The following is a 615-nucleotide window of genomic DNA, read 5'->3' on the forward strand; positions in this document are numbered from 1 at the left end:
ACGTCAATGACCCGACACGCACTCAGGTAGCCATACAGCGCATCGAGATGTTCCGGATCATCGAAAGTTTCGTATTCACACGTAAGCTCAGGGCTTTCTATGTGCTCATCAGGGCATTCTATGCGCCCATCTGGGTTAAAGACCTTCAAAACCTCTTCTTGCCAGCCCTTCCACGGCAATGTTACCGCTATATCCGAGACGGATTTCAACATCGCCCAATGGATATTGGTGCACAGTTCCCCCCCGTCCAGCATATCGAGCACATCTTCACAAATTTGCTCATAAGAGCGCTGACCAAGGTAGAGCTCTTCTTGCGTCTCCATCAACCCTAAACGCAGCTCTGCAGCTATCGACATCAAGATGCCTTCGTAGTTGGCCAGCGTGAGCATCAGCTCAATGCTTGGGCTGACCGGGTTTTGCCCATATCTTTCCGAGGATTCCTGAGCGGCGGTTTTGACGTTGACGTTTTGTGTGTTCATGCTGGCTTTCTCCTTCGGTGGTTGATGTATCTCTCGTCGGAACCTTTCGCGGCAAAAACGCTGAGTTGCGACGGCGAACGGGGGAACGCAAGGGCGCCGCGTGCGGCGTGCCATTTACCCTTGCGGGCACGCGGGC

The 615-nt window shown here is 53.7% G+C and carries 1 protein-coding gene; it reads right to left on the reverse strand.

Annotated features, from left to right (window positions below; all coding sequences use genetic code 11):
• Positions 1-479, reverse strand: a 479-nt coding sequence (locus tag AC4PR2_RS29520; RefSeq protein WP_492176127.1) for a hypothetical protein, incomplete at its 3' end; no start/stop codon positions are given.
• Positions 480-615: the final 136 nt, after the last annotated feature.

The organism is Serratia sp. A07 (genome assembly GCF_058725505.1).